The sequence below is a fragment of the Mucilaginibacter terrae genome (genome assembly GCF_031951985.1).
Classification (GTDB): Bacteria; Bacteroidota; Bacteroidia; order Sphingobacteriales; family Sphingobacteriaceae; genus Mucilaginibacter; species Mucilaginibacter terrae_A.
Genome location: NZ_JAVLVU010000001.1, coordinates 3,891,094 through 3,913,996 on the forward strand (window position 1 = coordinate 3,891,094; position 22,903 = coordinate 3,913,996).

At 41.2% G+C, this 22,903-nt stretch carries 26 protein-coding genes; 2 read left to right on the plus strand and 24 right to left on the minus strand.

Translation table 11 applies throughout. From position 1 onward, the window contains the following. Window positions 1–90: 90 nt before the first annotated feature. Window positions 91–1,236 carry a DUF3800 domain-containing protein gene (locus QE417_RS16660; RefSeq protein WP_311951599.1) on the plus strand — a complete coding sequence of 382 codons (1,146 nt, stop codon included), beginning with the start codon at window positions 91–93 and terminating at the stop codon, window positions 1,234–1,236. Window positions 1,237–1,370: 134 nt separating this feature from the next. Here the strand turns inward: QE417_RS16660 and QE417_RS16665 are convergent, their stop codons facing one another. From QE417_RS16665 to QE417_RS16685, 5 genes are all read right to left on the minus strand, one after another. Further along, complete coding sequence (locus tag QE417_RS16665; protein WP_311951600.1) at window positions 1,371–1,505, minus strand: hypothetical protein; 135 nt, start codon at window positions 1,503–1,505, stop codon at window positions 1,371–1,373. Between the two features lie 124 nt (window positions 1,506–1,629). Continuing rightward, on the minus strand, window positions 1,630–2,283 hold the full coding sequence (locus QE417_RS16670) for a hypothetical protein (protein WP_311951601.1): 654 nt from the start codon (window positions 2,281–2,283) through the stop codon (window positions 1,630–1,632). A 246-nt stretch (window positions 2,284–2,529) separates the two neighbouring features. Then, on the minus strand, window positions 2,530–2,727 hold the full coding sequence (locus tag QE417_RS16675; RefSeq protein WP_311951602.1) for a hypothetical protein: 198 nt from the start codon (window positions 2,725–2,727) through the stop codon (window positions 2,530–2,532). Between the two features lie 13 nt (window positions 2,728–2,740). Next, on the minus strand, window positions 2,741–3,739 hold the full coding sequence (locus QE417_RS16680) for a hypothetical protein (RefSeq protein WP_311951603.1): 999 nt from the start codon (window positions 3,737–3,739) through the stop codon (window positions 2,741–2,743). A gap of 142 nt (window positions 3,740–3,881) precedes the next feature. Further along, window positions 3,882–4,304: a hypothetical protein gene (locus tag QE417_RS16685; protein ID WP_311951604.1), complete on the minus strand. Its 423-nt coding sequence runs from the start codon at window positions 4,302–4,304 to the stop codon at window positions 3,882–3,884. A 36-nt stretch (window positions 4,305–4,340) separates the two neighbouring features. Here QE417_RS16685 and QE417_RS16690 point away from each other — a divergent pair, with 36 nt between their 5' ends. Next, the gene (locus QE417_RS16690; RefSeq protein ID WP_311951605.1) at window positions 4,341–5,351 is read left to right on the plus strand and encodes a ComEC/Rec2 family competence protein; all 1,011 of its coding nucleotides are present in this window, start codon (window positions 4,341–4,343) and stop codon (window positions 5,349–5,351) included. Between the two features lie 249 nt (window positions 5,352–5,600). Here the strand turns inward: QE417_RS16690 and QE417_RS16695 are convergent, their stop codons facing one another. From QE417_RS16695 to QE417_RS16785, 19 genes are all read right to left on the minus strand, one after another. Next, complete coding sequence (locus QE417_RS16695; RefSeq protein WP_311951606.1) at window positions 5,601–5,732, minus strand: hypothetical protein; 132 nt, start codon at window positions 5,730–5,732, stop codon at window positions 5,601–5,603. Next, on the minus strand, window positions 5,729–6,364 hold the full coding sequence (locus QE417_RS16700; RefSeq protein ID WP_311951607.1) for a hypothetical protein: 636 nt from the start codon (window positions 6,362–6,364) through the stop codon (window positions 5,729–5,731). Before QE417_RS16700 ends, QE417_RS16695 begins: the two co-directional genes overlap by 4 nt. Window positions 6,365–6,423: 59 nt before the next feature. Beyond that, window positions 6,424–7,539 carry a conjugative transposon protein TraM gene (gene traM / locus QE417_RS16705; RefSeq protein ID WP_311951608.1) on the minus strand — a complete coding sequence of 372 codons (1,116 nt, stop codon included), beginning with the start codon at window positions 7,537–7,539 and terminating at the stop codon, window positions 6,424–6,426. 2 nt (window positions 7,540–7,541) lie between these two features. Further along, entirely contained in the window at window positions 7,542–7,871 is a 330-nt protein-coding gene (locus QE417_RS16710) for a hypothetical protein (RefSeq protein WP_311951609.1), read from the minus strand. Next, window positions 7,858–8,496, minus strand: coding sequence for a conjugative transposon protein TraK (gene traK / locus QE417_RS16715; protein ID WP_311951610.1), 639 nt, complete (start codon window positions 8,494–8,496; stop codon window positions 7,858–7,860). The genes QE417_RS16710 and traK overlap by 14 nt, the downstream gene beginning before the upstream one ends. 26 nt (window positions 8,497–8,522) lie before the next feature. Next, window positions 8,523–9,725 carry a conjugative transposon protein TraJ gene (gene traJ, locus QE417_RS16720; RefSeq protein ID WP_311951611.1) on the minus strand — a complete coding sequence of 401 codons (1,203 nt, stop codon included), beginning with the start codon at window positions 9,723–9,725 and terminating at the stop codon, window positions 8,523–8,525. Window positions 9,726–9,732: 7 nt separating this feature from the next. Further along, window positions 9,733–10,380 carry a TerB family tellurite resistance protein gene (locus QE417_RS16725; protein WP_311951612.1) on the minus strand — a complete coding sequence of 216 codons (648 nt, stop codon included), beginning with the start codon at window positions 10,378–10,380 and terminating at the stop codon, window positions 9,733–9,735. Between the two features lie 10 nt (window positions 10,381–10,390). Next, complete coding sequence (locus QE417_RS16730) at window positions 10,391–11,083, minus strand: hypothetical protein (protein WP_311951613.1); 693 nt, start codon at window positions 11,081–11,083, stop codon at window positions 10,391–10,393. Continuing rightward, entirely contained in the window at window positions 11,070–11,546 is a 477-nt protein-coding gene (locus QE417_RS16735) for a conjugal transfer protein TraI (protein ID WP_311951614.1), read from the minus strand. Before QE417_RS16735 ends, QE417_RS16730 begins: the two co-directional genes overlap by 14 nt. 781 nt (window positions 11,547–12,327) lie before the next feature. After that, window positions 12,328–13,374, minus strand: coding sequence for a PDDEXK nuclease domain-containing protein (locus QE417_RS16740; RefSeq protein WP_311951615.1), 1,047 nt, complete (start codon window positions 13,372–13,374; stop codon window positions 12,328–12,330). Window positions 13,375–13,408: 34 nt separating this feature from the next. Continuing rightward, entirely contained in the window at window positions 13,409–13,666 is a 258-nt protein-coding gene (locus tag QE417_RS16745; protein WP_311951616.1) for a hypothetical protein, read from the minus strand. A gap of 176 nt (window positions 13,667–13,842) precedes the next feature. Next, window positions 13,843–14,592, minus strand: a complete 750-nt coding sequence (istB, locus tag QE417_RS16750; RefSeq protein WP_376717529.1) for an IS21-like element helper ATPase IstB — start codon at window positions 14,590–14,592, stop codon at window positions 13,843–13,845. Between the two features lie 27 nt (window positions 14,593–14,619). Next, on the minus strand, window positions 14,620–16,143 hold the full coding sequence (istA, locus tag QE417_RS16755; protein WP_311951058.1) for an IS21 family transposase: 1,524 nt from the start codon (window positions 16,141–16,143) through the stop codon (window positions 14,620–14,622). A gap of 172 nt (window positions 16,144–16,315) precedes the next feature. Beyond that, on the minus strand, window positions 16,316–16,666 hold the full coding sequence (locus QE417_RS23675) for a plasmid mobilization protein (protein WP_376717531.1): 351 nt from the start codon (window positions 16,664–16,666) through the stop codon (window positions 16,316–16,318). 286 nt (window positions 16,667–16,952) lie between these two features. Beyond that, complete coding sequence (locus QE417_RS16765; protein ID WP_311951618.1) at window positions 16,953–18,416, minus strand: class I SAM-dependent methyltransferase; 1,464 nt, start codon at window positions 18,414–18,416, stop codon at window positions 16,953–16,955. Between the two features lies 1 nt (window position 18,417). After that, the gene (locus QE417_RS16770) at window positions 18,418–20,043 is read right to left on the minus strand and encodes a hypothetical protein (RefSeq protein WP_311951619.1); all 1,626 of its coding nucleotides are present in this window, start codon (window positions 20,041–20,043) and stop codon (window positions 18,418–18,420) included. Next, window positions 20,044–21,057, minus strand: coding sequence for a 3'-5' exonuclease (locus QE417_RS16775; protein WP_311951620.1), 1,014 nt, complete (start codon window positions 21,055–21,057; stop codon window positions 20,044–20,046). Between the two features lie 7 nt (window positions 21,058–21,064). Continuing rightward, a complete protein-coding gene (locus QE417_RS16780; RefSeq protein ID WP_311951621.1) occupies window positions 21,065–21,700 on the minus strand; it encodes an alpha-ketoglutarate-dependent dioxygenase AlkB family protein in 636 nt (211 codons plus the stop codon). A gap of 583 nt (window positions 21,701–22,283) precedes the next feature. After that, window positions 22,284–22,901 (minus strand): hypothetical protein, encoded by a 618-nt coding sequence (locus tag QE417_RS16785; protein WP_311951622.1) that lies wholly within the window; start codon window positions 22,899–22,901, stop codon window positions 22,284–22,286. Between the last annotated feature and the right edge of the window lie 2 nt (window positions 22,902–22,903).

The following is a 22,903-nucleotide window of genomic DNA, read 5'->3' on the forward strand; positions in this document are numbered from 1 at the left end:
ATTAGATCTTATGCTATTTGATGTAAGTTTGGTTTGAGAATAGACCTCATTAGCTTATCATATTGAGCCTAACTTGTATAGTACAAAGACATGAAAAATATAATTGCGTTTGCAGACGAGTCTGGTAACAATTCTTTTGAGTTTTCGACTCAGGGAACGCATTTTATTGTAGCAAGTGTGATTCTTAGAAAGGATAAGCTTGAAGAAACAGAATTGTTGATCGAAGACATAAGAAAACGCTATTTTCAGACCGGCGAGATCAAATCAAGCAAGGTTGGCGACAATCATTCCCGAAGGCTGAAAATTTTGCATGAGCTATCGAATGCCGACTTTTCCATCTATGCGGTCGTCGTTAATAAAAAGAAGCTCGTGGGTGAAGGGTTCAAATACAAGCCTTCGTTCTATAAATTTTTAAACGGGCTTGTTTACAAAGAATTATTCAAGACCTTCCCAGAACTTGATTTAGTGGTAGACGAGCATGGAAGTAACGACTTTATGAGGCAGTTTAAAGTGTATGTAGAAAAGCATCATAAGCCCAATTTATTTTCAGGAAGCGAATTTCAGTTCTCTGGAAGTGCTACTAGCGTGATGATTCAACTGGCAGATTTTATCGCAGGAACACTTGGCAGATGCTTCGATGAATTGAGAAAAGTTCCTGAAGGTGAGCAATTTTTAAATATTCTTCAGCCGAAAATCACAAGCTTAAATTTCTTTCCGTATGAACCACAACATTATCTTGCGGATGCTGAACTCAATAACAATAATTTTCACGAGTCAGTAGCACAGGCTGGTGTTAACAGTGCCATGCATTTTATTGAGAATAAAAAGGTTGTGACGCAGGATGATGCTGATCAGGTCAACTGTGTAAAGCTAATACTTCTTTATTTCAACACTTATGGAACAAAGCTATATATCACCACGAAACAAATCATTCAACACTTACAGGTTGGAAGGGTAGAGCCGCTCAGCGAGCACCAATTTCGCACTAAAGTTATTGGTCAAATCCGGGACGTAGGCGTGTTGGTCGTAAGCAGCAGCTCCGGTGTTCACAAAGGTTACAAATTGCCTGCATCTCTGAATGATCTGTATAGGTTTGTCAATCATGGAAACAGTGTCATTATGCCAATGCTGCATCGAATAAAGGTGTTCCGCGAAAAGATTAAATTAGCCACACTCAATGAAGTGGATATTTTGGAAAATGAGGACTTTTTAGGATTGCGTGATTTACTTAAGTGATAAAATATGCAACTTATTGACGGAAAATTACCTTTTTCATTTTAATTAATTGCAATCAATTTAGATACGAATATATCCTCCATATATAGGGCAACGTCAGCATGATATATAAGTTTTACCGTCAAAAATTATGACTACTTATCTTTTTTAACGTTAACTAGTTTAGATAATGTTCGCCCAAACTTTTCTGTTTTTTTTATTACACCAGGCTTGATTTGTTCTGTAGCAGGAGACTTATCAATAAATAATTTTGTTTCTTTTTTAGTCATTTCATTTCAATTTTGGAGTGGTAACAACTTTAGCCTTAATAAGCTTTGATAAAGTTCGGCCTTCGTTTAATGATATAATTTTTTGAGGTTCAATTTTAGGGTTCTGTTTGTTGCTCATTATAATTTATTTGTTAGTTGATTGATTATTTGCTGGTTTAGAACTACCGTTGTTGTTACTATTCCCTGTTTGTGTAGTAGCTGGTTTTAATGGCACGGAAAGTGTCCGGCCTTTAGACAGGTCATTGTTTTGCGTTTGTGGTTTGATCTCTTTCGACATATCATTCTTATTATTTAAAGTTTCCTGTTTTTTATGGCTTGCCTCCCAAGCATTTATCGAGCAAAACGTTACCAAGAAGGCAATTCCGACAAAAAGTGATATAGTAGTACTCCAATTGATTTGTACCATTATTCTATTACATTGATCCAATCTTGCATCAGCTTTTGCTTCTGTCTCATTATGTATAGTTACTTGATCTGGACTAGCGTTTTCAGGTAATTCTACGCTACACGCTGCATACAACAACCGGCATTCACTATGGAAGGCGCTTGATAATTGGTGAGATACTAAGTTCCCTAATAGAGTTAACGCTAATAGTCCCCAACTTAAAATCAAAAAAACAACTCCGCTAGCATTATCAACCTTAATTATTTTATCAAGAAAGGTCATGGATAGGACTAAAGTACCAGCAGCTATGTAAACAAGGTTTTTTTCGTAATCGTCTTCGCTTTTTTCTTTGATTTTATCTAAAGCTTCTAATTGCTTGTCCGAAAATGGCATTGTCTTATCTTTGAGATTGGCATAGGTTTTCTATTGCAATCTAAGTTAGTAAATTATAAGAAAAAAGTATATCCCTTATTAATTATATTAATGTGGTGATTTTAATACACAACATTATTATAATGTTGAAGCCCAAAGAATAGTTTTGATTGCCCCCAAAAAGAAATGGCAAATTAAGTGATTTTCGAAGATACATATAAACAGAAAAGCCCGGATAACCGGGCTTTTCGTATGCTTGAGATATTTTTATGCGTTCAGGACAATTCCTGCGAGTTCCATTTCTGATTCTTTCTCGATCACTCTTTGTTCATGAAGAAAGTCATCCATTCCTTTATTCAGATCTTGAATGATCTTGTCATTTTGCTCCGGAGTGAAAACCACTGGCTTGCTTTTTGAAAGAATAGACTCAAGCATTAGTTCATATTTGCTCTTTTTGATTTCCATTAAACTAATGTTTTTACTTTAAATTTTCTTTATATGAATCGAATGGACTTTTATCAAAGATATTAAGTCCTTTGAAATTCCCCAAATTTTGGACAAAAAATGTGCCATCAGAAAATGCAGAGATCAGAGACGTGTCAGTTGACACATCCATGTCAATGAATTCTACAGGTTCTGTCGCATCCTGAATATAGAATTCATCACATTTTCCTGCAATATAAGATTCTTTTTTACTTAATTCCGCAATCCAGATAAATTTTGGCATCGAAAGCGCCAAAACCAGTTCCTTGACAACCGGATTTAAGTCCTCATTCAATGCGATGTAGGATTTGTAAGATCGACTGGATGCTAAAAAGATTTTAAGAATTCTGGGCTCCGTCCCCACTATTCCTATCTCTTTAATTTCAAGTGCTTTATAGAAATTTCTCGTTGCTCTTGCAGCATCTAAATAGATTTTTTTGTATAGTGGGACAATGACATTTTTGATTTCACAGGAATGCCATTTTTCCGATTTATAATAGATCTCACAGGGTTTGTCTAATTTGGTGACTTGAAAAGGTGGGTAATTGTCATCAATAAAGACATAGTTTCTGGTGATCTTATTGAAATCAATCACAGGAAGTCCGTTGGGCAGAATTTCATGTGGTTGACAAATTACAGTTTCCTCACGATTTTCTTTTTCACGGCCGACAATATTGACAACGTGTCCGATTTCCTTATTCTTGAGAACACCCACAATAGGAATACCGGATTCAATATAAGTACTGATGATCACATCTATATTTACTTTGGCCTTTGAAAGTTTCTCCTGTGAATAGATCATCGACCCAAATCCAAATTCTCTGAGCGCGAATGTGATTTGTTCTGCAGTCAATCCTTCAGAAGGTAAGAGTCTTTTAAAGGAATACTTTTGAAGTAACTTTGTGATTTGGGACAACAATACGGGCTGATATTCGGGATATTTATTGCCGAAATATTCAATTAGCGACCATATGGTGGTCTCTGCACAGGTCATGGTCTGATTATCCTGACTTGCATGGGGGAAAGACTGAACCGTTTGCTTGATCGAATTGGTGGTTGCATTGATTCCACTTAGGCAACATACGATATTGCTGTCCTTTTTTGCTTTAGGAGATATGGCATTTCTACCGATGATCTTAGGAAAGGTCGGTCTTAATACAAGAAAACCCAGGTAATTTTTCCTGCACTACGGTTAGGTCAGTATCCGGGTCTTTCCTGAAATTTTCACTGGCGACGGGACATCCGAAGAATGATAGCCTGATGCAGTCCCTGTGATACCCTTTTAACTTGGATGAATAATAGTGATAATAGGTATCACGATACATTTTGTCCACATAGGGGGTTTCGATAAGGACATAAAGATCATCCCGCAAAGTTTCCAGGAAAGATTGTAATTGCTTTTCAACAACTTTACGGCTTGTCGACTCATTGATCTGGTAAAGTGTGGTTAAAAGATATTCTACAAAAGGCCCGACTTCTTTAATAGGTTTAGTCTCTATTTCAATGCCGGAGTCAATAAAGTCTTTAATCGTATCTTTAACGGAAACAGGTTGGCTCATAATATATTGCAAATATAAATATTGTAATTCGATAATATGGAAGTGTTTATAAGGGTGCTTAACGTCGGTGACGGTGATGCAGTTATTGTTAAAGTAATTGATACGGACAGAAAACTTGTTTTTATGATCGATGCAGGTCATCCTTACGATTATGAAAAGGTTAGCAAAAATCTGAAAGAAGTGTTAGAAAGTGTGGAATTGCCCGCACCCGACTTTATATTATGCACCCATTACGATAATGATCATATCGGAGGATTATTAAAACTGGTAAAGGATTATGAAACTCAAAAACCTTCGGTTTGGATCCATGCGACAAGTGAAAAGATCAATGTTAAAGATTTAACTGAGCTGGTGAACCATGAGCCGGAAAATGGAATCATGCCATCTGAGGAAGATGATAATCTGGCGGGGGAAAATTCAGCTAACATAGTTTATTATCAGAATGTACTCACTACTGTTGAGCAAGAGATTGCTTTGCTGGAATATTTACGGCCTGCAGGTTTTTCTTGCAAGGAACCGCTTGCTGAAAATTTTAAGATCGACCAATGGCCGGAACTGTCTATCTTGAGCCCCACCACTTCATTTTATGAGACCTTGTTCCCCGAACATTTCAGTACGCAGGAACTGGTCGAGAATCATATGAATGTCTTAAAGGGCGCGGAAACTGATCAAAAGATTTCAGATGATCCATGCAAAAAGCTTGACCTGAAAAAATCCCCGATCACCGCGACGAACATGAACAGCGCCATATTAATGCTGGTAGCAGACGGCAAAAAGATCATATTTAGCGGAGATGCTGGAATAGAGTCTTTTGAAGCGATCCCGGATTATAAAAACGTGCTTGACCAACTGTACTTTTTGAAAGTTCCGCATCATGGAAGCAGAAACAATATCAACCAGGAATTGATTCAACTTATGAAACCAAGAATTGCTGTTATTTCCGGAAGGCACCATGTATCCGGTGATGTTTTGGCCTGTTTAAAGGCAACTTGTGAAGAAGTTTCGGTAACGAAAGATGGTCAGGATATCGATGTAACTATACCTTAATTATTTGTCCATGAAACCTTTCAAATCATTTGTAAATCAGAAGAAGCCTAAAAGATCTTCCATCAATCCTTTTATTCGGTTGGTTGAGGACAAGAAACGGGTTAGCAAGGCGTTTTCTCAAAGATTATCACTAGGTACACTTGAGGATATTAAGTTCGTCAAATCTGTCAATGACAAAATTGAATTATTTGCTATTTCTATATAATATCTGTAAAAGAAAAGAGCAGGATGGATCCTGCTCTTTTCTTTTTAAACTTTTAGCTTACTTTTTTTGGCCGACTTTTTTTCCGGCAGCGCTTCCTTTTGCTGTTTGCCCTGTTGCTGGGTTTTTTCCGTTTTGACCGCAGGTGCGAGCAGTTCTTCGCGTTTCAGTTTTTTCATCTGCGGATCGTACAGGTCAATGGTCTTGAACTGGGATTGGCCGTGACATAATACTTCTGTTCCTTGCCGTCTTTTTCAACGGTGATCTGCTGGGCATTCCCTTTTTTCAAAGAGCGAAGCAGGTTTTCACGGCCTTCATCCGTTTTCATTTCCTTGATCCCTTTACCGGCCAGCACTTCTTCCGGCTTATAACCGTAGTTTTCATTATAGGATCGGAATTTCTTGTTGCCGCCTTCTGTCAGGTTTTCATTATCCAGTTTTAACCAGGCGGTATATTTCTCGCCTTCCTGGCTGAAAAGCTGCTTATGCACAGCGCGGCCTTCTATCAGGTTAAAAGCTTCTTTCGCCGTTACGCCATTTCCTTTATTAATATAGAACGACTGCTTGTTGTCTTCGCCTTTGTCATTCTTGATAGTGGCATCGTACTTATTGAAAAAATACATCTCCTGGTTTTCACCCGCTTTGAAGTGCAGGGTATAATCCGTTTTCTTCTGGTTGAACTCATGCGAAGTGTTCAATTTGAATTCCGGTGACTTAGCTTCAATTTGCTTTTCCAAATCGGTATTCAGCTTTTCGCCAAATCCAAGGTTCAGTAAGCTCTTTTTCAAAAATTCTACATTCTGCGTATTCATAACTTTTCCGATTATTGATTAATTGATCTATTGAGTATTAAGTGCGAAACGGGTTCTGTCTATAAGCTGGTCTTCTGCTGGTTGTCGCGCAACAGCAAAGGCGTTTCGTCCTGTAGCCGGACCTTGATCTTTTTGACCTTTTTGTTGAATAACCCTTTTGCCGCATTGATCCCGGATGTTGCAGCCTGTGCGCCAATTGATTGATCCATGGACAGGATCTGCATATTGGCCAGGGCGTTTTCGGCCCCTTCACCCGCAGCGCCGGCCAGTTCCGCTTCTGGTGCGGGTATGCCTGGCATACCGTCCATGCTGTAAACCGTCAGGTCAACGGGGATGATCTTATCACCCAGGCGGATGTTCTTTACCTGTACCAGCAGGCGCTGGTTGGTAACCTGGCAAATACCGAACAACAGTTGTCCTTTAGGCATAACCTGTTTCCTTAGGGTAACGCTATCCGTTAATTTGATCCTTACGGCAGCGCCGTCCGCTACTTTTTGTTTGCCATCGATAGTCGCCGAAATAGCCTGAAAGGCATTTTCCGTTACCGCTTTGCTGCTGCCGGAAACGGCCGTGCCGGGATTCTGTATGGCCTGGAGTTGGGAGAGCACCTTACTGATCTGCTGCATCTCCGGGTCTGCTGCCTTACCCTCGCCCGCAGCGTTCATCATCGAACGCAGTTTACGGATACTCCGGTCATCCTCTTCGCGGGCTACTGCATGTACCGGCGCGCTGGCCGGCTGCGTAGCGATCTGCCGGTTGATCTGGGCGATCTTCTGCTCGATCTGTGCCGATTGCAGATCCGCCTGGTTCGGTGCTGCCGGGTCAGCGATCCCGTTAGTGACAGATTGCGGCGATCTTTCGCCACCCATTTCGGCAAGGAAACTGCTGCTTACGATACTTCCCGAGGAGGAGTCTCTGGCCGCCTGCTGGTAAAGGGCCAGTTTGTCCTGCTTTTTCTCTTCCTTAAAACTGGCGTTGGGTAAGGTGGTGTTCAGCCCGGCAGGTGCGTTCCTCACCTCGTCCGGCTGGCCTTCCTTTTTACCGCCGCCCAATGCCCAGAAGGCAATGGTCATAAACGGCAGGATCAGAATGGGCAGGGCCAAATAAAATTTCCGTCTCTTTTTTTGCGCTTCAGGTAGCGCTGCCGCTGAGGGGCTGTCAATGATGATGTTCATGTTCATTGTTTTTTAGTTAATGAATCGGTTACTTGCTCTTGGATAAGGTGGGGAACCGCCGGCGAGGGCTGCCCGATAGCGGCCGGACGATAGGCTGTGATTTTAACGTGGGCCATCGTGCGGAACTTTAAGGAAGTCACACCGATCAGCAGGCTGATGAGCGCTACAAACGCCCAAAAGCAGCGGAGCTGTATCTTCCTGGGGAATTGATTAAAGCGATCGTTCAGCCACAGCGCGATGCGCCGCATCGAACGGATGAGAAATCCGGCGATCCAATGTGCCAGTCGGTCACGGGCTTCCCGGCTTTTGGGTGAATGTTTACTGAACAGCATAACTGTTGGTGTTGGCGTTAAGTGTGGTGTCTTTGTTAACCAGGGTTTCCCAGCGTTGGATCAGGAATCCATGCGGGTTATTATCCGACCTCGCGACATCGCGCAGGTAACCCTGCGTTACCAGCAGCCGGTTAACGGTAGAAGAGGATCGGATCAGCCGTTCCCGTGCATAACATTTGAAATAGTACGGGTGCTGGTTCAGGTCAAGTGAAATACTGTCTATTTCGATCTGCTGGCTGATGTTTCCGGAGATCAGGTTGTTGTAATAGCTTTTTTCCTTAAGATTGTTATACTGATTCCGCGCACTTTCATCTGCCAGATACAGGGCTCTGCCCATATTCGCGCTGATGACTTTTTCATCCGGGTCAAGCGTAAAAAAATAATGGTGAAACATGCTGATGTGGTCTCGGGCCTCGACGGGAACATTGTCTTTTCTTTCCGCAGAAACGGCTTCCATGGCCTTTCCATTGGCCAGGATATAAATATGCTTGCCTGCATTGTTGGAACTTTCATAGCTTTTATACAGGGCAAAGCAAGAGATCAGGGTACAGGCTGCGATCAGTACGAGGCTGAATGCTTTAATATGCCGGAAGGCGGTGTCGATATTTTTGAGGTGCGTGAACATATGCGTAGAAATTAAAGGTGAATAAATCAGTTACCGGTAAGTTTCTTCTTCTGATAGTCATCGGCAGTTTGTCCGCTTCCTGACGCTTTTCCGTGATAACCTTCCATAAATTTTGCGGGGGCATTGAACAGGTTTTTAGCGCCGTTCATGGCCCGGCTGCTTACAGCGGTCCCGCCGGCTACAACCGTGTTGCTGGAAGAACTGACCAGGGTGTTTACTTTGCTTAAAAGGCCGTTCATGCCGCCTGCATTGACGATGTACCCCGCGACACTGGGAACGGTAAAATAGCCGATGGTGCCGATGATCAGGAAGACAAGGTATGCGGTATCGGTGGAGCTGAAGAAGGTATCGCCGGATTGCTGCACCTGGCCGATATCGATCCTGAGCATGTTTTCCTGAACTTTGCCGATGATCGCCCCAAAAATATTGGCGACGGGGAGCCAGAGGAATACGTTGAGGTACTTGGCAAGCCAGACGGTAAGCGTATGCTGGAAGCCGTCGAAAACCGCCAGCCCGAAAACGATGGGCCCTAGGATCGCCAGTACGATGAGATAAAAGGTACGGATGGTGTTGATGCATAGTGAAGCTGCTTCATAGGTTACCTGCAAAACTTCGGACATCCATTTTTTGACCGTGTTGCGAAACTGGTAGCTGGCCTTGGCCATCGCGAATTTCATATCGTTGCCGATACCTTCGAAAACGCCTTCTTTGTCTCCATTTTCATCTTGCGGATGAGTATATTTATACCATTTGTCCCGGTCCCCCTGCCCGTCGTCACCTTCATACATCTGCCAGGTGCTGGTTTGCTTGACGGCATCCTCCTTGGCTTTCAACAGCCGTGCTATGGCCGCATCGGAGTCTTTGACCATCCCTGCGGTAGCGGTAACAGTCGGTTTCATGATGCCGTTGATCACGGTGATCACTACCGGGAACATCATAATGGCCATACCAAGGGCGAACGGCCGGAGCAGGGGATAAAAGTCAATGGCTTCAGCATTGGCGATCTGACGCCAGACCCTCGCCGCGATATACCACAGCGCGCCAAAGCCCGCGATAGCACGTCCAACGCCGATAAGCTGACCGAACATGGGTAACATGTCCTCATACACGGTGTCCAGCGTTCCCTGCAACCCGTGAATATCACCGGCAAGCCCCTGCGCGTAGCTCAGTGATGGCATCATTGCGGCCATAATGACCAGGATGCCGCTTGTAACGATATACTTTTTCATAGCATTTTCAATTAGTTAAACCGTAAAGGCGTTTCAGTTGACGGGTATTTTCGAGATCCCGGGTACGCCTGAGCGACAGGATGATTCCCTGCCTGTTAAAGGACCGCAGAAAGTTCAGCTTATCAGTTGTTCCACTGTAAATGCGGTCGATGGCCTGCAGGCGTTCCGCATCTGACATGCGGAGTTTACCGGCAGAGGTCACCTGTATCAGCTCCTCGATCCCCTGTAAACTTTCCCCGATCAGCTTTTGATAGACATTAGAAAGGTAACCCAGTTCCGCGGCTGAAAAAGTTCCGCTCTGCCGGAAACGACCTGTCGCACTTTTGTATTCTTTGATGAGGCTGGTCTGCATGGAAATAATCTCCGGGATCCTTTGGTAATTCCTGACGGCCGGACTCACTGCTAAAAGCCCGCTCAGGTAAATATCATGCAGGTCGAAATTGCCCTTGCTAAGGTTAGAAATCATCCCATAGCCCTGCTGGTACACCTGGTAGCCGGTTTTCATATCAGAAAGGATACTTTTAAGCTGGGTGAGCTTCTCGATGTTGAGCAGGAGCTGCTGCATTTCTGTCCCCTGGGCGTAGCCTTTCACAGAGCCCATCCCGACCAATATGCTGAGCGTAACGATAATGACTTTGCTTTTCATGTTTTTCATTTTTCCGGGTTTATTGGATGCCGCGCATCGACCTGCCGGCCTTTGCATCTTTTTCTTGTTGCTTGCGCCCTTTTATGAGGCTCACCACCTGCACTACGAAAGCCGAACTGAACCGGTAGTTTTCCGTCATCGCCGCATGCACCTGGTTAAGCTGTTCAATTCTTTCCCGGTCACCGGCTTTGAGCTTGCCATTGCTAATGACCCGGTCCAGGTCCTGGAGTTGGAGTTCACAGTCATGTAACACCGCCCCTCTGACCTTTCCAAGGTATTGTATCTCTGCTGGGGATAGCCCCTCCGGTCGTTCCAATGGCCCGAACAGCTGTTCGATATCCGCCTGTCGACGGATGATCTCCCGGATCTGCGGGTCGTCCCTGACGGCCGGTCCTGCCTGAAGGAGTCGATCGTAATAAACGGAATGGCTCCCGTACTCATCTTTGAGGTAACTGCTCACGGTGCCTAACCCGTTTTGGGCCACCGAATAGCCTTTTTGGAGATAGTCGCTGTATACCCGAAGGGCAGCGAGCTGCTCCAGCAGGTATTTTTTCTGTGTCTTTTTCTGCGAGAACCATTCAGAAAAGGTTTGGCCATGCACCACGGTGCTCATCCCGGAGGCAATGGCCGTAACGAAGGCATAGAGTAACAGTTTTTTGGTATGCTTGCCGATCTGACCGGCTTCGTACCATGCGGTGCTAACGGATGCCATAAAGCGCTTTGATTTGGTTCACATCACCCTGTTGCTTACCTCTTTCGAGCGTGAGCATCAGGTTTTGGTTATTGAATTGTTTGAGATCGGTGAAATTTTCCTCCAGCCGGTTTCCTGCCGCGTTGATCAGTTCGAGCCGCTGTTCGTCCGTCATCTGGGTTTTGAAGCTATTGATCACCAGCATGATCTGGTCAAGGTTCGCGACACTGGATTCCAAAATGCCCGAATAGACTTCCTGCATGTGACCGAGCTCGTCCGCGCTGAAATGTTTGTCGGAATTGAAAAGCCCCCAGGCCTTTTGATATTCGCCCACCAGTTGCGCCTGACGGATAGTAAGGTCCTTGATCCGCTGGTAATAACTGATCACCGATTTGATCTTCCAGAGTTCATCATAATAGTTACCATATAGCTTTCGCTGCTTGTCCGTCCATTCGGAGATCTCCGTTAACCGGAGCTTCGACAATAAGTCTTGCCAAAAGGTTTTTACTGAGCCACAAAAATCACCTCTGTTTTTGCTATAAAACTGAAGTCAGCCTTTAGGAAAGATTCTAAAACTGCTGGAAAATGCGTTGCAAACCTGTCTTTGAAGGTGGGATATAGATCTATAGATAACTTACATTACGGATTTGTCCGATTAAAAAAAAATAGGAAATTTACAAAAAGATTCTATCGTGAAAATAATTGTACAAAGCAGAGAGATCGTCCCGGACGGTCTCCAATGAGGTCAGCTTCCGGTCTCTCCTTGATTCGTAATCAAAACCATATTCCAGGAATTTATCGGCAGCTAAGAAATGCTTATTCTGTTCTATTTCTGAAGATTATAAATTAAGAACCCTAAATGAAGGCGTACACCGTTGCGGTTCATGCTTATAATTCATCTGCTATCGATGATATAATCTTGATACATTTGATTATTATAATTTTCACACTATTGATTTTTATAATAATAGCACGGATACTCCAGTTGGAAACTTTGTTCAGGACCTATAATGCATAAACAAATGGCAACACCAACGGAGAAAATTAGCAGATGCATACTACCTGACTGTAGTCAGCTTAGTTTTTAGGTTTGGCAAAACGATCCGGACATTATCCTGCATCATCTACAGATTAAACATAAAGAAATTTGCAACAAGGTGATATGGTAATAACAAGGCGATTGCGCAAATCGCCACTTGCACAATAGCTGCATTACTTTTTGTTTGTGCAAGCGATACCTGCACAAAGTGGTCTCCACCTCTCTATTACTCCAACTGCTTTTTCAGTGCATCTTTACTTGGTAAAACAGCCTTATATTCTTTCGAGAAGATTTGTTTGTTATTCTCAGGCAATGTAAACTCTATCACCGTGCGATTTTCTTCTTTGCAGAGAATGATGCCAATCGTGGGATTCTCTTCCGATAGCTTAACTTTCCGATCGTAATAGTTGACATACATTTGCATCTGTCCTATATCCTGATGGGTAAGCTTTCCTATTTTTAGATCAAACAGCACAAAACATTTAAGAAGTCTATTGTAAAATACCAGATCAACAAAGAAGCTATCTCCTTCGAATGTGAATCGTCTTTGTCTTCCCTCAAATAAAAACCCTTTACCCAGTTCGAGCATAAAATGCTCTAGTTTGTCTATGATTGCGGTTTCAAGATCACTTTCCGAATATTTGGCATCTTCTCTTAGCCCTAAAAATTCCAAAACATAGTGGCTTTTTAGTGCATCCGAAGGCTTTTGAATGACCTGACCTTTCTCGGCCAGTTCCTTTATACCCTTTTTATCTTTGCTCAGAGCTAGGCGCTCAAATAACGCAGAGTTATATTGTCTTTGTAATTCTCTTACTGACCAATTGCCCTGAGCTGCTTCGATTTCATAAAATTGCCGTTCGTCTTCGTCCTTGATTTTAAGTAACTGTATATAGTGTGTCCAGCTTAAATGAAACGGATTTTCTAAAATCCCAATCAGTGATTGGGGTTTTGTATCCTTCATGGTTTTCCCAATCGGTGATTGGGGAAACCTATCCTGATAAGTTAAATAAAAGCTACGCATATATTCCAGGTTGGACACGGAATATCCCTTGCCAAACTCGTTGTTTAATTCGCTGCTTAAACGTGCAATTGTCTCTTTTGCATAATCGGCACGTCGTTTTCCAAGTTGTTCGTCTTCGACAATCATTCTGCCTATTTGGAAATAGGCGAGTACCATCGCTTGGTTAACGTTACGGACTATATGGAGCTGAGTTTCTGTAATTACAGCTTTTATATTTTCAAAGAGTCGAAACGGAGATTGATTTAAGCTCATAATATAATTTTGTATAATCAGCAATGGCACTTAACTAACGCTGCCTGATTCGTTCTTGCCGTTTCCCTTTTGTTTTCGGTTCCTCAAAATTCATGAGCATATCTGCCATCTCTTTTTTGGTCTCACTTTGAAAGCCAGCCCAGTAATTTTGGGTGGTTGCAAGCGTAGTATGCCCTAAAGCCTCCTGTGCAAATTCCATCCCTTGCTTTCTGGTAACCTGAGTAGTAAAGGAATGTCTGGCCTCCATGGTCCCCTTTATATCCATACCATTATTATTCGCCAGTTTTTTCATATGTTGATTGATAAAGCGGACAAAGTTTTGATTGACACGGTGACGCTCCTTAGCTGTATATTATGGAGATGTTGACCACCTTGTTCCAGGCCAAACTGACCAGGCAATTTGCTGACATGAGATGTGCAGCGGGTGCTTAAGAAGCGTTGTCAAAAATAGGTATTTAAAAGTTATTTTTATTCAAGGTTGTTTGCCGTTATTGGTGTACGCTTTCTTCTCATCGATTCTCCTTTCAATTCTATCCGGTGTGCATCGTGAACGATCCGGTCCAGGATAGCATCAGCAATTGTCTTTTCACCAATCACTTCAAACCACTTGCTTACCGGCAGCTGAGAGGTAATGATCAGCGAGGTCTTACCGTGCCGGTCCTCGATGATCTCCAGCAGGGCGGCCCTGCTCTGGGCATCAAAAGGCTGTATCCCAAAGTCGTCCAGTATAAGCAGTTGTGTCCTTTCCAGTTTAGCGATCTCCTTGATATACGAGCCATCAGCCTTAGCCATTTTGAGTTTGGCAAACAGCTTGGGCGTGCTGGCATAGAACACCCGGTAGCCCTGGATACAGGCCTGATGGCCAATAGCTGAAGCCACGTAGCTTTTGCCGATACCGGTGCTGCCAGTGACCAGGATGTTTTCAAAGCGGTCAATGAACGTACATTCGGCCAAGCGCATGATCTGGTTGCGGTCGATACTTCGTTCAGCATGGTAGTGAACGTCCTCTATAGCGGCTTTATAGCGGAACTTGGCATATAGGATCGTGCGCTCAATGCGCCTGTTCTGGCGGTCGTCCCATTCGGCATCTACCAGGTGGCCCAGCAGTTCATCTGCTGTATAATCATTCGTTTTACCGGTTTCCACGCTGCTTTTGAAAGCATGGAACATGCCGAAGAACTTCATCTTCCGCAGTTTGTCTAAGGTGTCTTGATTCATGTTGTTATAGTTGTTTGTTATTAATGCTTATTTGTAATCCCCTCTAATATTATTGTGGCTGGGCATAGGCAGCTCGTCTGCGAACAGGCTTTCTTCATAGCTGTCCATGTTGTTCTCCAGGATAGTTTGTATGGTTTTATAGTTGTAAATGCCATAGCTTAAAGCACGCTGGCAGGCGACGATCAGGCGCTCGTTACCCGCTTTCTTGGCAAAGCCCAATACCCCCAGGCAGGACTTGTAGGCCTGTTCCGGGTGCTGCTTGCGGTCCAGTATCTTCAGGATATACAGCCTGACATCCTCATGGATCGAGGCCGCCCAGTCCAGGAACATATCAGGTGACCAGTCCGCCTTAAAGCGGTGTGTGGTGGCCAAGTGCTCTTTATCTGTCGTATAGCCGTAAGGATTCTTATTGCGTTTGTGCAGCGCGATCCGCTCATAGTTAGAAAAGATCTCTACGGTTGTGCGTGAGTATAAAAGCTTTACCCGTTTACCGATGTAGCGGTAAGGAACGCTGTAGTAGTGTTTATCAGGGCCCAGGTTAACATGCCCGTTCTTGATCACTTTGGCATAGAAGTGCTGTTTGAACTGGTAGCGCATGACCGGAAGCGGGGTGAGTGTATGCCTTTCTACTTCCTCGAACTGAAGCCTGCGGCTATAGTTACGTCCTTTGAGGAACTGGGTGTTATGCACCTCCAGGGCTTCCCATATCGCTGCATTGAGGTCTGCAAGAGAATGATAGGTTTGTTTGTTTAAAGGTGCATAGACCTTGCTATAAAGGATCTTAACAGCACCTTCCACCAGCGCTTTATCACGCGGGCGGTACGCCCGCGCAGGTAAGATGGTGGTACCGTAATGTTCGGCAAAGTCCTCAAAAGTCTCATTCAGGGTAGGCTCATAGCGGCTGCTTTTGGTTACGGCAGCTTTGAGGTTATCCGGCACAATGGCGGCGGGTACGCCGCCGATAAAGTGCAGGGTATTCTCGCAGGCGGCAATAAAGTCTTCCTTTTGCTGGCTCATAACAGCCTCTGCATAAGTAAGCTGGCTGGCACCTAGTATGGCTACAAAGACTTCTACTGATATGATCTCACCGGTATCCTTATCGGTAAGGTTCATCTTTTCACCAGCAAAATCCACATACAGCTTATCTCCGGCTTTGTGATCCATGTGCATGGTTGGATTGACCCTGGCCTTCCATTGGTTGTAGTAAAAGCAGAACTGGCTGTACCTGTAGCCATCAGGAAACTCTTTGATATAGGCCTCCCACAGCATATAGCGGGTCATGCCGGTACGCTTCAGTTCTTTATCTACGTGGGGGAAGCACCGTAGCATGGACTGCATACGGCTGCTGGGTGGCTGCTCTCTGGTCTTGCCAAAAAAGTCTTCCAGCTCTTTGTCGTTCAGGGAATTGACTTCTTCAAACGTGCAGCCGCTGGCCTTAAAGGCGGATACGTACTTCTTTACGGTGTTTCGGGATGCGTCAACCTGGGCAGCTATGCTCATTAGAGGACGCTGCTGGCTGTACAACTTTAAGATCTTTCTTATCTTACTCATGCTGATTGTTAAGTTGGCCATGCTTAGGAGGTGTATATGTCTGCCTCCTTAGGATGGTTCGCTCTTCAGCACCAGCTACACTATTACAGTGGTCACTTTCGCCCGGAATACCCTGGTCAGTTTGCCGCGGAATGGGTGGTCAGCTTGCCCCGGAATGGGATGGTCACTTTCATCAGAATCTCCAATCATTTCCCTGCAATAAGTTTAGCAGTAAGGTTTCCTGCTTCTTCAACTCGGTAAGCTGCTCACCGATGCCAAATGGAAACTTGCCTGAATTGGCATGCCAGGCTAACTGATTGATGTTAACACCAATCTTTTTCAGTTCCATGTAAGTTTCCAGGTCGACCCGTTCCATTTTTGGAGATGGAAAGTGTCCGGCGAAAATTTTCTTTCGTATAATATCACCAGGCTTACAGCCATATCTCTTGGCTAACGCAAGCAACGCTTCCCGCTGTCTTAGTGTTATACGAACTCTAATGAAAGCTGATTTTCTATCTGTATCGGATATAGATGGTCGTCCCATAGACCCAACGAAATTTAATCCGGAGTAAGCTGCGGAACGATCGGCAGCTCAAAATGAGACCTGCCGGGGCAGGCTGCGAAGTGACCTTTCGCATAAGAGAAAGTCTTCCGAATGACAGACTTATTAATTGATAAACCTCTCCAATGTATTTTTATTGTACCCCAACAAAAATATTTTCTCAACCCGTGCGGAACGAAGTGAGGCATGGCGGGTCCGGGTGTCCCGGCAAGCCGTTTTTGTGGAACAAAAACATGGCTTGCTTGGGTAATGGATATAATTAATCACATCATGGGATTTCTGTTGTGAACACTCTCTCGATCCTGGTCCAAGTCTTTTCCCATGTGCCGGATTTATTTTCCTTACTACTTATTACCTCAAATTCGGTGTTGCTAGAAAAGCTATCAACAAATGTGTCTAAGCGATTCTTTTTAGTGTCATTTACATAGGGACTCACAATTACAAAATGATTGCTACCTTTAAATCGACTCTTAATTAGCACAACCAATCGATTCAACGAAAAAAAATCTATATCGAGAATATTAGAAAATAAATGGAGATGCCGCGTTGTGCTTAGATCTTTAAAATCCTTAGTAGTCAATTCATCTAAGTTTTTGTTGATAGTTGAAATATTAAGACTGGATTGAAACTTTTTGACATGCAAGGATGCCCTTCTTAAAGCAACGGCTGAAGGTTCTATTAGAAGCACCTTAGCATTTTTTAAATTAATTTCTTTTTCAGCAAGATATTCTAACAAAACCATAGTAGCCATTCCCTGACCGCATCCCCAATCAATAATATTAAGATTAAAAGCAAATGTCTCTTTATATAAATTACGGAAACTATCATAAAGTTTTCGATAATGCATCTGTCCATAACTATACATGTAAACGTAAAGCTGGGATTCATTCGTAATTATCTGAACACCCCTATGCAACGAATCAAAGACCTCCCTTGGTACATCTGCATAATGCTGAACAGATATTCCACGGATTTGACTAAATGTTGAATTTACACTTTCTAATTCACGGGTATAAGAGGTATCTTCTTCGATCAAATAGCCATCAATCCTTTCAGTCAGCTCAGTGCCTCGTTGTAAAAAATCGTCTAGGAGTTGTCTTATATGTATTTCAGCTGCTTCAAAATCTGTTAATTCGGTTTGTAACATATCCCAAATTAGTGGACGATTTAAAAAGGAGGTTTCATCTTCACGTATTTTTATTGATATTTTCTTATTAATAGATTGTGCGAGTTGAATATAGTTTTTACCAAAATCAGCAATAGCTTTTACATAATAGTTTACAATGGTAGTTAATACTTTGTCAGCATTATCCAGCTCTGAATTTATTGCGGATTCTAACGAATTATAAATCTCCTCAAAACGACTACCATATGTCTCAGCTGTATCTGTGTCTAATAAAAAGCGATGGGAAGCTTTTATTCTAGCACCAACCTCATACTGATTTATATGAAGAAAATTAAATAAGTATGAAAAAGCTCCCTCTAAGCTAAGACGTTCTGAAACTTCCAATAACAAGGCTAAAAAGGATAAATTATTGGCCGAGGTGGGCAGTTTTAATAAAACGTTTCTTTTTCTTGTGATGTAATTTTTTATAGGCACTATATGTCCACTTAGTTCCTCATCTGTTCGCCAAGTAAAGTAATCATACAGCTCTTGATAGTTAAAGTCAATAAATGCATCCAAAGAAGCGGGATCCGTAGATGCACTATAAAGATCGTCTAGGAGAGACATTTTAAAGAATTGACAGGGTATTTCTTAATAGTCGTTTCAATTCTTCCATATCATTTGTTGATCCATGAAGCTTCGAAGGAACCTTAAGTTTTTTCTTTCTAGCACGCTCCTTTAATTCGGAAAAATTAAGTTGCTCAAACTCATCATCAATGCTAATTGACACAGTTCTTTCTACTATAGATTTTGGTTCAATTGTTAATTTGTCATTGTAGCTAACTTGAAGATTCTTTTGATTTGAGGCAATTTTTTCAAAATGTATTCTATGATGAAAAACATCATCCAGCAAAGGCCTAAATTTACCTATGAGGTATTTTTCTGTAACTTTCAAATCAGCCTTAAAGATGGGGTTTGCGTTGCCCCAGGAACAAATATCAGTTGCCAATACGGTAAAAAATTCTGTGAAGGAATTTAATGCCTCATTTGAACGCACCTCTTTTTCTTTAGTTATAACTGTAGTGTCTAAAATACGATACGTTGTGAGGTTGGGATTATCTGTTTCAGTTAAAGGCTTCGGTAAAACAGGTGTTAGATAGTTTAAATCTTTTATAACTAGCGACTTATCGCCATTATTATTAAAAACGTATTGGAATAGACTTTCTATAGTAATATAATCTAACTGACTCTCTAATTTAAACTTAGTAGCAATGGGTCTTCCGTTTACGTTGTAAGAATTTCGCAATTTAGAATATCCGATATGAACGCCGAATAACAGCGATATCTCTTCTTGCTTTCTGTTTGAAAGGTTGGCCTTTTCAAAAAAAGAAAACAAATCATCCAAACCCTTCTTCTTATTCTCACCGTAAGTGTTTAAAAGTATCAAATCAAATAATATCGAATCAGTATTAACGCTATCTAATTTGATCTGACCTAATTTCTTTTCTAATTTAACACCTTGAATTTTCGCAATATCTTCAAGGTCTTTGTCGTATATCTCTCTAAATATATACGGTTTCCAGAATTTCCATTCTGAATTTTCTGTGAATAGTCCCGCATAGGAATAATCAAACTCTAGCTTTTTTGTTTCTTCAGCGTATTTAATTTGGTCCTTAATTAAAGTATTAAAAAAGGACAAGGTTGAAAAGTAATTGTGCGGGTAATTAACATCCTGATCAGCAGAGACCTTCATAAATGCAAAGCCGCCTAACAATATATCAAATTGTCTTGCTTTCTTTAATAGATCATCGCCAAGGAATTCTTCATTGTTGTCAATTTTAATTACTTTGTTATGTAAAGTTATTTCCCGCGATTTTTCTGAAGAAACTATATTGCGTGGTATAAAGGCAGTTCCACTGTCAATATTCCATATAGTATTGTCCATCTGTTCATTTTCAGAAAAAAAAATGTGTTTAATTCGAGATATAGGTAGTGCTGCAGCGAGAATATAAAGGCCATTGCATTCTTTTGCTGGTATTAACTTTTGTATTTCCTGAGATGTTAAAATAACTTCCAAGGAGCAATTTGATCCCGGCAGCCATCTGTCCTCTGAAATAACAATTGCTCCATTAGAAATATTTTGAAAAGAATCTGAAAATCCTTTATAATGGCCAGAGGGCATAATAATTCCTGAGCCAAAATAGACTGGAAGTATTGTTGAATTAGTTGGTATAAAATAAGATGATTTTTCCATTTAAACTTTTTCGATATCGAAAGTGTTTTGATCAATATTTAAGTTAGACGTTGTACTAATTAGGAAAAGATTTCTTTTTGTACGAGTAAATGCGACATAGTAGTCATTATCTTTAAGAGTGATATTGTAACGAACTTTATTAAATTGCCAATCTTGAAAATCAGGTAAAATAACGGTATCAAATTCTATCCCTTTGGATGATTTATAGGTTGTTACATGCACATTTTCCATGTGAGTTAACTCATCTGTACTACTACGATACTTAGTACACTTCACATTCTTCAATTTAAGAAGCTCATATAGTTCATCAACGTGTCTACCTAATGGTACGAGAATTCCAATATTGTGCGTCTGCGAATGAAATTCTTCAATAATATCTAAAATTGTTTCAATTTGTTGATTTGATGAATTTACCAACATGCATTTCGGCTTAATATTAGTCGAACGATTTGCTTTTAGGCCTCTCATCATGACCGCCGAAATACGTCTTTGTGGTAGCGCCGCTTGGGTAAAGCACATTATCTCATATGAGTTCCTGAAATTTTCATCTAATTCATATTCTTGATTACCTGAAAATACCGTTTTTAATTGTTGTTGAGAAGAGGCTTTATCTGGATATAATATTTGCTGATCATCTGCGCCATAGGAAACTACCTGAGCTGCAGCTCTTATTCTTTGATGGTGATGTTCCTCAATATCCTGAGCTTCATCAATAATAATTTCGTGATCACCTTTTCCTGGTCCCCATTGATAAATTCTTGTAACAGAATTACCAGCATTAACATTCTCTGCCGCTGCACAACTAGCAAGATAGATCTCTAAAGTTTTAGTATAAGTGATCATTGTGCTTTTTCTTTTACCAATAGAATGATTTCGGATATGTCTCCATAATGAAACGACGCTTTTTCCTGTTCCTGGGCCGCCAGTTATAGCTACAGGTTCTGTTTCATCTAAAACAGACATTTGTGACGGTGTCATATCTGTATAAAGAGGGAGTTTAAAATAGAAAGGCATAAAAGATTTAGATTAAAAACCTAAATGTAAGATTAATTCTTTCTCTTACTACTTTTGAGGTCTTAGGTATCTGGTGCTGCCAAAAATGTTGGGTTTCACCTTTCATGATTAGGAGGCTTCCATGTGTTAAGTGGATTTCGATCTTTTCTTTTGTCTTAATATGTCTCAACTGAAAAGTTCGTGTTTCGCCAAAATTTACGGAAGCAATTACTGGATTAATACCAAGTTCTTTTTCAGCATCGGTATGCCACGAAATTGAATCGTTGCCACTGCGATATAAATTTAGCAGAACACTATTAAAGCGAACATTGGCTACAGGTTCAATTCTTGCTCTTATTTCAAGCAATTCGTTCGTCCATATTTGCGGCTTTAATGTAAGGCCAGAAAATGAGTATGGTTTGTCTTGATCTCCATACCAAGCTGTTAATCTTGGGAAAGGTATCTTTTTTCCATACATATTCATAGATTCCTGTTTCCAGCTGATATTTTTTCGAAGTACTTGAAAAAAATCATCTGATTCCAATTTATTAAAAAAGGAAGGAAAGAAGCAAAATTCGCCATTTGCAACTTTGTTAATTCCAACATGTATTTTAGGAGAAGGCATTTCGCCTTTAGAGCCTCCGAACATATTAAGCTGATCCATATTTTCAATTTAGTGCTTTAATCCCTTTTAGTTCACAAATTATTAATGTCACTTTTGACATATCACCTAAGTGAGCTTTAAAGTGAAATCAATTAATTGCAGGGGTTTTAATTCTTTGGTCTTGAACTTATCCTAAGTTGGATAAATTATTTTTTTAATTAATTGTTAATAGGAGTAATAGAATTTATACAAAGCTAGAATAATGCACTAACAATATTAGTATTTTAGGTGGATTTTAAATTAATATATAGAAGATTGCGTAATTTTATATACGTTGAAAGTTTTCACAAAACATTGCCCTCCCCTCGGAAAATTAAATCATCTAAAATGAGTTAGTAATTATAACCGTTCAGTTTTAGAAAAATATAATAGTTCCAAGACTAATTGTGGACGACGTATTAATAGCGATTTGTATCCCATTGGCAATAACCATGAAAATTCACGATACATTTAAATTTTTTATAGCTAATTAAAGTCAATGGCAATATCATGAATGGGAAAGAAATTAAGGCAGACTCAATGATGGTCAAATAACTTTGATTATAAACGACTTCACAATTAAGCTTCCACCACAACTTAAAAATTATGCAACGTGCTCCAATTGTATTCTAATGTGACTTAATACACCTTGAAACCAATTTAACATTATTTCCTCACGATCAATCTTGTGTATGTGACTACCTTTCGTGCTCCATAGACCGTTCATTGCAAAGTGCATATTTTTTAAATCTATTCCTTTTGATCTTTCCTCATTTAAGAAGTCAGCAAAACCATCTTGACCTTCAAGTAATTCAATCATTTCTTCAAACGAATTCTCAAGGTTTTGGTCAGCGTAAATATGCCAGTGAGGTTGCGGGTGAAATATATTATCCTCAAAATTGTCCCATTCTGCCCTGAATAATTGAAACTTTCGCTCATCTTTTTCTTCGCCTTGGAAAACCGAAATTGATATAAAAGTATTCGGGATGTCAATTCCTGATGCCTCAAACCTTACATCTACAAATAGCCAAAAATCTTTAAACCATTTTATTACATTAATCTCTTCGTTACTGTTCTTATTGCGGTTTACTGCTTTAGAAGTATAACTTCCAGCGATATTAAACCTATTGGCTTTACTTGGCTGTAAAATGAACGTAGAGTTATCAAAGTAAATACTACAAGATTTATTAATTTCCTTTATAACATTTTGCTGATCGAACATAC

What these genes read in the sequence shown, in the direction of transcription:
- QE417_RS16660 (WP_311951599.1), top strand. Translation starts at nt 91, where the DNA reads ATGAAAAATATAATTGCGTTTGCAGACGAGTCTGGTAACAATTCTTTT.
- QE417_RS16665 (WP_311951600.1), bottom strand. Translation starts at nt 1,505, where the DNA reads ATGACTAAAAAAGAAACAAAATTATTTATTGATAAGTCTCCTGCTACA.
- QE417_RS16670 (WP_311951601.1), bottom strand. Translation starts at nt 2,283, where the DNA reads ATGCCATTTTCGGACAAGCAATTAGAAGCTTTAGATAAAATCAAAGAA.
- QE417_RS16675 (WP_311951602.1), bottom strand. Translation starts at nt 2,727, where the DNA reads ATGGAAATCAAAAAGAGCAAATATGAACTAATGCTTGAGTCTATTCTT.
- QE417_RS16680 (WP_311951603.1), bottom strand. Translation starts at nt 3,739, where the DNA reads ATGACCTGTGCAGAGACCACCATATGGTCGCTAATTGAATATTTCGGC.
- QE417_RS16685 (WP_311951604.1), bottom strand. Translation starts at nt 4,304, where the DNA reads ATGAGCCAACCTGTTTCCGTTAAAGATACGATTAAAGACTTTATTGAC.
- QE417_RS16690 (WP_311951605.1), top strand. Translation starts at nt 4,341, where the DNA reads ATGGAAGTGTTTATAAGGGTGCTTAACGTCGGTGACGGTGATGCAGTT.
- QE417_RS16695 (WP_311951606.1), bottom strand. Translation starts at nt 5,732, where the DNA reads ATGAAAAAACTGAAACGCGAAGAACTGCTCGCACCTGCGGTCAAAACG.
- QE417_RS16700 (WP_311951607.1), bottom strand. Translation starts at nt 6,364, where the DNA reads ATGAATACGCAGAATGTAGAATTTTTGAAAAAGAGCTTACTGAACCTT.
- traM (WP_311951608.1), bottom strand. Translation starts at nt 7,539, where the DNA reads ATGAACATCATCATTGACAGCCCCTCAGCGGCAGCGCTACCTGAAGCG.
- QE417_RS16710 (WP_311951609.1), bottom strand. Translation starts at nt 7,871, where the DNA reads ATGCTGTTCAGTAAACATTCACCCAAAAGCCGGGAAGCCCGTGACCGA.
- traK (WP_311951610.1), bottom strand. Translation starts at nt 8,496, where the DNA reads ATGTTCACGCACCTCAAAAATATCGACACCGCCTTCCGGCATATTAAA.
- traJ (WP_311951611.1), bottom strand. Translation starts at nt 9,725, where the DNA reads ATGAAAAAGTATATCGTTACAAGCGGCATCCTGGTCATTATGGCCGCA.
- QE417_RS16725 (WP_311951612.1), bottom strand. Translation starts at nt 10,380, where the DNA reads ATGAAAAACATGAAAAGCAAAGTCATTATCGTTACGCTCAGCATATTG.
- QE417_RS16730 (WP_311951613.1), bottom strand. Translation starts at nt 11,083, where the DNA reads ATGGCATCCGTTAGCACCGCATGGTACGAAGCCGGTCAGATCGGCAAG.
- QE417_RS16740 (WP_311951615.1), bottom strand. Translation starts at nt 13,374, where the DNA reads ATGAGCTTAAATCAATCTCCGTTTCGACTCTTTGAAAATATAAAAGCT.
- QE417_RS16745 (WP_311951616.1), bottom strand. Translation starts at nt 13,666, where the DNA reads ATGAAAAAACTGGCGAATAATAATGGTATGGATATAAAGGGGACCATG.
- istB (WP_376717529.1), bottom strand. Translation starts at nt 14,592, where the DNA reads ATGAATCAAGACACCTTAGACAAACTGCGGAAGATGAAGTTCTTCGGC.
- istA (WP_311951058.1), bottom strand. Translation starts at nt 16,143, where the DNA reads ATGAGTAAGATAAGAAAGATCTTAAAGTTGTACAGCCAGCAGCGTCCT.
- QE417_RS23675 (WP_376717531.1), bottom strand. Translation starts at nt 16,666, where the DNA reads ATGGGACGACCATCTATATCCGATACAGATAGAAAATCAGCTTTCATT.
- QE417_RS16765 (WP_311951618.1), bottom strand. Translation starts at nt 18,416, where the DNA reads ATGTCTCTCCTAGACGATCTTTATAGTGCATCTACGGATCCCGCTTCT.
- QE417_RS16770 (WP_311951619.1), bottom strand. Translation starts at nt 20,043, where the DNA reads ATGGAAAAATCATCTTATTTTATACCAACTAATTCAACAATACTTCCA.
- QE417_RS16775 (WP_311951620.1), bottom strand. Translation starts at nt 21,057, where the DNA reads ATGCCTTTCTATTTTAAACTCCCTCTTTATACAGATATGACACCGTCA.
- QE417_RS16780 (WP_311951621.1), bottom strand. Translation starts at nt 21,700, where the DNA reads ATGGATCAGCTTAATATGTTCGGAGGCTCTAAAGGCGAAATGCCTTCT.
- QE417_RS16785 (WP_311951622.1), bottom strand. Translation starts at nt 22,901, where the DNA reads ATGTTCGATCAGCAAAATGTTATAAAGGAAATTAATAAATCTTGTAGT.